General features: G+C 42.9%; 9 protein-coding genes and 1 pseudogene. 2 read left to right on the top strand and 8 right to left on the bottom strand.

What is annotated here, in order from left to right; all coding sequences use genetic code 11:
* From QUA88_RS28895 to QUA88_RS28880, 4 genes are all read right to left on the bottom strand, one after another.
* Window positions 1-437, bottom strand: a 437-nt coding sequence (locus QUA88_RS28895) for a hypothetical protein (protein ID WP_333058667.1), incomplete at its 3' end; no start/stop codon positions are given.
* 195 nt (window positions 438-632) lie between these two features.
* Window positions 633-917: a type II toxin-antitoxin system RelE/ParE family toxin gene (locus tag QUA88_RS28890; RefSeq protein WP_194062326.1), complete on the bottom strand. Its 285-nt coding sequence runs from the start codon at window positions 915-917 to the stop codon at window positions 633-635.
* Complete coding sequence (locus QUA88_RS28885; protein ID WP_194062328.1) at window positions 914-1,126, bottom strand: hypothetical protein; 213 nt, start codon at window positions 1,124-1,126, stop codon at window positions 914-916. Before QUA88_RS28885 ends, QUA88_RS28890 begins: the two co-directional genes overlap by 4 nt.
* A gap of 164 nt (window positions 1,127-1,290) precedes the next feature.
* Window positions 1,291-1,470, bottom strand: coding sequence for an element excision factor XisI family protein (locus QUA88_RS28880; protein WP_333275157.1), 180 nt, complete (start codon window positions 1,468-1,470; stop codon window positions 1,291-1,293).
* A 77-nt stretch (window positions 1,471-1,547) separates the two neighbouring features.
* On the opposite strand from QUA88_RS28880, the pseudogene QUA88_RS28875 reads away from it, so the two are divergent.
* Window positions 1,548-2,618 (top strand): annotated as a pseudogene (locus QUA88_RS28875) (IS630 family transposase).
* Here the strand turns inward: QUA88_RS28875 and QUA88_RS28870 are convergent.
* Genes QUA88_RS28870 through QUA88_RS28860 form a run of 3 tightly spaced genes read right to left on the bottom strand, consistent with a single transcriptional unit; the run spans window position 2,615 to window position 3,455 of the window.
* The gene (locus QUA88_RS28870; protein ID WP_333058611.1) at window positions 2,615-2,836 is read right to left on the bottom strand and encodes an element excision factor XisI family protein; all 222 of its coding nucleotides are present in this window, start codon (window positions 2,834-2,836) and stop codon (window positions 2,615-2,617) included. The pseudogene QUA88_RS28875 and the gene QUA88_RS28870 sit on opposite strands and share 4 nt — an antisense overlap.
* Window positions 2,824-3,306, bottom strand: coding sequence for an element excision factor XisH family protein (locus QUA88_RS28865; protein WP_333058612.1), 483 nt, complete (start codon window positions 3,304-3,306; stop codon window positions 2,824-2,826). Before QUA88_RS28865 ends, QUA88_RS28870 begins: the two co-directional genes overlap by 13 nt.
* Complete coding sequence (locus tag QUA88_RS28860) at window positions 3,306-3,455, bottom strand: hypothetical protein (protein WP_333058613.1); 150 nt, start codon at window positions 3,453-3,455, stop codon at window positions 3,306-3,308. The genes QUA88_RS28865 and QUA88_RS28860 overlap by 1 nt, the downstream gene beginning before the upstream one ends.
* Before the next feature lie 144 nt (window positions 3,456-3,599).
* Here QUA88_RS28860 and QUA88_RS28855 point away from each other — a divergent pair, with 144 nt between their 5' ends.
* Complete coding sequence (locus QUA88_RS28855; RefSeq protein WP_333058614.1) at window positions 3,600-5,300, top strand: ABC-F family ATP-binding cassette domain-containing protein; 1,701 nt, start codon at window positions 3,600-3,602, stop codon at window positions 5,298-5,300.
* A 79-nt stretch (window positions 5,301-5,379) separates the two neighbouring features.
* Here QUA88_RS28855 and QUA88_RS28850 read toward each other — a convergent pair whose 3' ends face one another.
* Window positions 5,380-6,330 (bottom strand): fructosamine kinase family protein, encoded by a 951-nt coding sequence (locus QUA88_RS28850; protein ID WP_333058615.1) that lies wholly within the window; start codon window positions 6,328-6,330, stop codon window positions 5,380-5,382.
* Between the last annotated feature and the right edge of the window lie 342 nt (window positions 6,331-6,672).

Raw genomic sequence — 6,672 nt, 5'->3', positions numbered from 1 at the left:
GTTAGGCTAATCGTCCTTGGATATTCTTTATCCATTTGGATTAAACGAGTCGCACTCCACGCAATTGTACTGTACCCTTGTCCAATAATTACGCCCCCCTGATATTCATGGGTTCTATCTTTTAATGTTTTAGCATCTGGTCTCCCCCATGCAGTGTGGTCAATTGCCACTAACAGATGTTCTGCTACGGGTACTTGCTGTTCTAATTGCTGGAGATACAGCAGCATCAGTTTTTTCCGGTCTGGCCTACAGTCTTGCAATGCCTCGTAAACGCTTGACCATTGACGATTAAATAATGGATTGAGCGAAAATTCGGCCAAACATGACGAATTACTGGTGGTCATCACTGCATCCATGAGCTCGAATGTTGCATCCTTGCCTCGTACCAATAACTCGTATGCTTCTTGACGAAAGTCCTTTAATCGTTCACTGTTCATTTAAGGAGTGAATAGGTTGTTATTTTTCACCCTCATTCTCTCCTTAACGGTGGCTCTAGTTTTTCTTGGGCCACCGTTCTCATCTTTAGTTAGTCTAAACTACAGTTTTTTCTGTTACCCCTATTTATTGAGCGGATACCTTTCTTCCATATTAAAAAAGCAGATAGAAAGAGGTGATCGCATAAACTAGCATTTTCAATACACCTCATCATGGCTACCAATATCAAGCAAGAGAATTTCCTCATCTCCTGACTCTGGATTCTCAACAAAATTAAATACAATCCGACAGTCATACTCCACAGAACAAGCCCAAGATCCCGCTAACTGACCTTTGAGTTTGTGTGTTTGTAGTGATGGCTCGAAAGAGTTTTCTGCCAAAAGTCTTAAAATAGCTTCAACTTTGGGCTGTAGTTCCGGGTGTTTGCGAATGAGGGCTTTGTAAGCACGTTTAAATGATTGAGCAAAGGTGATAAGTTTCAACGGTTTAGCTCCGCGATCGCTTCATTAACTGTACCTCGAAAGACCTTTCCAGATTGATAGTCTTGTTTTCCTTGTGCAATGTTAGCAGCAATTTCGGTGCGACGGCGATCGCTAAGTCTCCGGTGCATGATGACAAGTAAAGCAGTTTGTTCGTCTATAGACAAGGTTTCGATCTCGTCTAAAATGCTGTCAAATGTTGAGGTTTGCATGGTGAATTAGGTTTTGTGGCGATAATGGCTGTCTTATTTTACTTGAGTTTAAGGGAATTTGCTGAAGGCGATCGCACCTCCGATCGCCTGCTTTAAAGTTGAAGCGCGTGAAGCGAAGCTATCCCGTAGGGCATCGCCCTCCAAGTCAAATCCCTTCCACTCCATCATACTTTCAAGGATTCTCGCTGCTGTTCACTACAAGGCACTCCATAAGCAGTATACGGTCTAACATCAGGCGGTTGCAGTCCCAAAACAATTGATTTAGCCGGAATTCCCGCTGCAACTAACTCCTCAGCAATCAGGCGATCGGTATTATTTGCTTGAATCCACACCTGACCATCAATAATATCAATATAGCAATCCTAAATGATTATCAAGACTATGATACTATTATATGCAATACTCGATCGTGAATAAAAAGATGAATAACTTAAAACTGCCCCTCAAAGATATGGAAAAGGAAATAACTCAATTAGAATCTTTCATTAAAAGTGATATCGATGCAAGAGAACTTAAACGAGCAATAGCTGTAAGGATGGCTGTCGAAGGCAAGTTCTACCATGAGATTAGCAAAATTCTCGGTGTAAGTTAATTTTTTGTTGGTCATTGGAAAAAACAATTTCAAACCAAAGGCATCGAAGGAATAAAGCTAGGGCATAAAGGGTCAAAAGGGTATTTAACAGCTCTACAAAAGACTGAAGTAATTGAGTGGCTAAAGAATAAAGAATATTGGAATTTAGATGAGCTGGTTACTTATGTAGAGCGAGAGTTTGGTGTGATCTATAAATCAAAACAGAGTTACTATGAACTTTTCGAGCGGGCGAAAATTAGTTGGAAAAAAACTCAAAAAATCAATCCTAAATTTGATGAAGAACTGGTAAAAAAAAAGACGGAAGAAATTAACAATATTTTATTCAAAAACAAGGCTGGCATAGAATCTGGGCAAATAATAGTATTATTTATAGATGAATGTCATCTACTTCATGGCGATCTAACTGGTTATGTTTGGGGTCAATCAAAAATCAGAATTGAAGTCCCAATTACCAATGAAAAAGATAGACAAACTTATTTTGGCGCACTCAATTATCAAAGCAAAGAATTCCATGTTCAGAGCCATCCATCTGGGGATGGAAAATCAACAGTTAAATTTATAAAATACTTACAAGATAAATATAAAAATCGCAAGATTATCTTGATTTGGGATGGAGCCAGTTATCATAAATATGGCGAATTTAGAGATTTTTTATTAGAAGTAAATGGTGACAAAGAGCCTGATGAGTGGTCAATTACTTGTATTTTATTTGCTCCCAATGCTCCCCAACAAAATCCCGTTGAAGATATTTGGTTACAGGCTAAAAACTTTTTAAGAAAGTATTGGTATTTATGTAGGTCTTTTAAGATTGTAAAATTTTTGTTTGAATTTTTTACTAACGAACATAAATTTGATTTCCCCAAAATACATAAATATAATTGCACGGAAAAAATTAATTAGGATTGCTCTAGGTCTAGAAAATCATTTAGGATTGCTATATGAATCACGCAATGGTGAATGCGCTGCTCGTTAAACCAACCTATATTGATTAACATATAGCGGTCATTTTCTACATCAAAAATTGTGGCGTTTTGCGTCCCACTATCACAAACGGGAATCTCAGCGTATTCAGTAAGGAGCTGTCTAACAAGTTGGCGATAATTATTTAAGCTATCCATTGTACTATTTCCTCGGTTTTTGGGTTGAAAACAACCAAATTTAGGCGGTTATTATCTAGCAATATCTGACCAAAATTTTCTCCTTCAAAAAGCTCTGTAAAAGCATTTAGTAGAATTGCCAGATACAGTTGTCTTTCTGATTCCGTCCGTTTTGCGATGTCATAGTAAAGAGTATATTTACCCAAAGCTTGCTCTAAATCTGCAATTCTAGACTCTCTGATAAAACTTTTAACTTCAACGGCTATCTTGCGATCGTTGTTCTCAGCAGCTAATAGCTGTTCGGCACCAAGATCGATCGATAGGTTTCTCTTCGCCCAAGCCAAGGGATACGGATCGTGGGTAATTGTCCAGCCAGCCTTAATCAGAGCCTGTTTGACAACTTGATGATAAATGTCTCTTGCTGGCACGATCGCTCTCTTTTGCGATCGAGGTTGACACTGACTATTATAATGTGCAGAAGTCTCAACCATTATTCGAGAAATTCAATCTCAAACAACACGATCGCCCGTAAGCGTTGCCCTCGAAGAGGATCGCCCCACCCAAATAGTCCTGAACCCACATCGAGGCCAGAAACCGGGTTTCTTCCTATATCTCTAGCCCAGAATCTGCGATTTTTCATAGAAACCCGGTTTCTTCCCGTAACTCCTACCAAATCAAAATCTGGCAATACCCTAAATATAATTAAAATTTGTTAAGATTAACTCGACCTCAGCGCCGGCATCCCATCCGCCGCTAAACCTGCCCTTCCCCAGTCCCCACAACAATGCTGCGACTCGAACACATCAGTAAAATTTACCCCACAGGCCTCGTACTCAAAGATGTCACCTGGGAAGTCAAACCGGGCGATCGCATCGGCTTAGTCGGCGTTAACGGTGCCGGTAAATCCACCCAACTCAAAATCATCGCCGGCGAAATCGAACCCACCGCAGGCGAAGTCATTCGCCCCGCCAGCCTCCACATCGCCTACCTCTCCCAAGAATTTGAAGTAGATCCGACTCGCACCGTCAAAGAAGAATTTTGGCGCGCCTTCAGCGAAGCCAACGAAGTCCACGAATCCCTGATGCAAGTCCATCGAGACTTGGAAAACTCCTCTCCAGAAAATCTCGACGAACTGATCCACAAAATGGATCGGCTGCAACGGCAATTTGAAGGCTTAAACGGCTACGGTTTAGAAGCCCAAATCGAGAAAATTCTGCCCGAAATCGGATTTGAACCCGAAGATGGCGATCGATTAGTCAGCGCCTTCAGCGGCGGCTGGCAAATGCGGATGAGTTTGGGCAAAATTCTCCTGCAAAAACCCGACATCCTGCTGCTAGACGAACCTACCAACCACCTCGACTTAGAAACGATCGAATGGCTGGAAGTATACCTCAAAGGGCTGACAACCCCAATGGTAATCGTATCCCATGACCGAGAATTTCTCGATCGGCTCTGCACCCAAATCGTCGAAACCGAACGCGGCGTTTCCAGCACCTACCTTGGCAACTACTCCTCCTATCTGCTACAAAAAGCAGAAGCCAGAGAAGCCCAACTCAGCGCCTACGAAAGCCAGCAAAAAGAACTCGAAAAACAGCAAGCATTCGTTGAAAAATTCCGCGCCAGCGCTACTCGCAGCACCCAAGCCAAAAGCCGCGAGAAACAGTTAGACAAAATCGAACGCATCGAAGCGCCCACCGGCGGATTAAAAACTTTGCATTTCCGGTTTCCCCCCGCACCCCGCAGCGGCCGCGAAGTAGCAATAATTGAAGATTTGGTACACTCCTACGGCGAAAAAATCCTATTTTTAGGAGCCGACTTATTAATTGAAAGGGGCGATCGCATAGCCTTTCTCGGCCCCAACGGCGCGGGTAAATCTACTCTGCTGCGGATGATTATGGGCTTGGAAAAGCCGACTGAAGGTACTGTCAAATTGGGAGGCCACAACGTCATCCCCGGTTACTTTGAACAGAATCAGGCAGAGGCCTTAGATTTGAATAAAAGCGTGATGCAAACGATTCACGACGAAGTACCCGACTGGAAAAATGAAGAAGTTCGGACTTTGTTGGGCCGTTTCTTATTTACGGGCGAAACAGTATTCAAACAAGTTGGCGCTTTAAGCGGCGGCGAAAAAGCCCGCCTAGCTTTGGCAAAAATGCTGTTGACTCCTGTGAATTTGCTAATTTTGGACGAACCTACAAATCACCTCGATATTCCGGCGAAAGAGATGATGGAAGAGGCGATTCAGAATTATGACGGTACCGTAATTATCGTTTCGCACGATCGCTATTTCATCTCCCAAGTCGCTAACAAAATAGTCGAGATTCGGGACGGAGAGTTTCGCCCTTATTTGGGAGATTACCACTACTATCTCGATAAAATAGCTGAAGAAAAAGAGCTAGCCAAGTTAGCCAAAATTGAAGCAGAAAAAGCAGCTAAAAAAGCAGAAAAAGAAGCGAAGAAAAAAGCTGCTGCTAAGCAAAAATAAACTTGCATCCCACGCAGATAAACCTTAAATCCGCGTTTATCTGCGTGCATCTGCGGTTTAAAAAGCATCTGATTCTTAACTAACCCAAAATTCGACTAATCATCTGATTCGCCTGGGACTCGTAACTCCCACCAAACAATTTAAAATGATTTAAAATGTGATAGAGATTATAAAGAGTTTTGCGTTCTTCATACCCTGAATCCAAAGGCAAAACCTGATTATATCCCCGGTAAAACTGCGCCGGAAATCCACCAAATAGCTCGGTCATCGCAAGATCAACTTCTCTATCTCCCAAATATGCCGCCGGGTCAAAAATCACCGGTTCCCCCGCAGATGTCACCCCCGCATTTCCCCCCCACAAATCCCCGTGAACTAGCGAGGGTTGAGGTTCATAACCAGCTAACAATTCAGGAATCATCTCTAATAAACGTTCTCCTTGCGGAAAATGACCTCCCCGGCGCCTAGCCAATTTTAACTGATAACCAATCCGATGTTCGGCCCAAAATTCGGCCCAATTTGCCGTCCAATTATTAATTTGTATAGTTGAGCCGATCGTATTATTAATCTCCCAACCAAAAAATCCCCTTAGCAAGCTAGAATTAGGCTCTTCTCCCCCCCTTAGCAAGCTAGAATTAGGCTCTTCTCCCCCCCTTAGCAAGGGGGGGCTGGGGGGGGTGTATTTGTGCATTTCGGCGAGTTTTCGCCCCATTTCTTCCCAAGCTCGATCGCCCCCGCGTCCTCCCAAATCCAGCCATTCCAGCACAATATAAGCGGAATTCCCCTCAGTTCCCCAGCAAATCGGCTCAGGTACTCGAATCGTCTGGGTTTCCCGCATTTGCTGCAAACCCAGCGCTTCAGCTTCAAACATCGCGACTTGGGAAGCTTGATTGATTTTCACGAAGTAAGTGCGGGAACTGCTGCTGATATAATAGCCTTGATTGATGCAGCCACCGCTGACGGAACGGCGATTGTCGATCGAAAATGTTTCTCCGGCTGTTTCAGAGATGTGCGCGGCAATTTTCTCCCACATAGCATGAAATCGTGTTGAGGGTTGAGGGCGATCGAAATTACTTTAACAGGTATAGCAAATTAAAAATTAATCAGCAAAAACAACAAAGCTTAATTAGCAAAAACAACAAAGCACCTATCTGTACAGAGAGGTGCTTTTGTTTAAAAATGGTTCCAGGGATTGAGCTATTTTCGAGCTGGAACCAGGGCGTTTAACCATCTAAAAATTAGTAGTATCTCAGTGATGCCACTGAGTATTTTGAAACTACCAAAAAGTAGTAAGGGTGAAAAACCCTGAAGACTGCAGAGAATTAAGTCATCATCATCACCATGTAGAAAGAGAGGTCAAGCCCTCGGTCTATTA

Origin of the sequence: Microcoleus sp. D3_18_C2, assembly GCF_036702395.1 — a bacterium.
Taxonomy (GTDB): domain Bacteria; phylum Cyanobacteriota; class Cyanobacteriia; order Cyanobacteriales; family Microcoleaceae; genus Microcoleus.
The sequence above is the reverse complement of the archived record's forward strand: the minus strand, read 5'-3'. Positions and strand labels throughout refer to the sequence as shown.

Excerpts from the sequence above, each read along its gene's own strand:
- QUA88_RS28885 (WP_194062328.1), bottom strand. The coding sequence starts at position 1,126 with ATGCAAACCTCAACATTTGACAGCATTTTAGACGAGATCGAAACCTTG.
- QUA88_RS28870 (WP_333058611.1), bottom strand. The coding sequence starts at position 2,836 with ATGGATAGCTTAAATAATTATCGCCAACTTGTTAGACAGCTCCTTACT.
- QUA88_RS28865 (WP_333058612.1), bottom strand. The coding sequence starts at position 3,306 with ATGGTTGAGACTTCTGCACATTATAATAGTCAGTGTCAACCTCGATCG.
- QUA88_RS28860 (WP_333058613.1), bottom strand. The coding sequence starts at position 3,455 with ATGAAAAATCGCAGATTCTGGGCTAGAGATATAGGAAGAAACCCGGTT.
- QUA88_RS28855 (WP_333058614.1), top strand. The coding sequence starts at position 3,600 with ATGCTGCGACTCGAACACATCAGTAAAATTTACCCCACAGGCCTCGTA.
- QUA88_RS28850 (WP_333058615.1), bottom strand. The coding sequence starts at position 6,330 with ATGTGGGAGAAAATTGCCGCGCACATCTCTGAAACAGCCGGAGAAACA.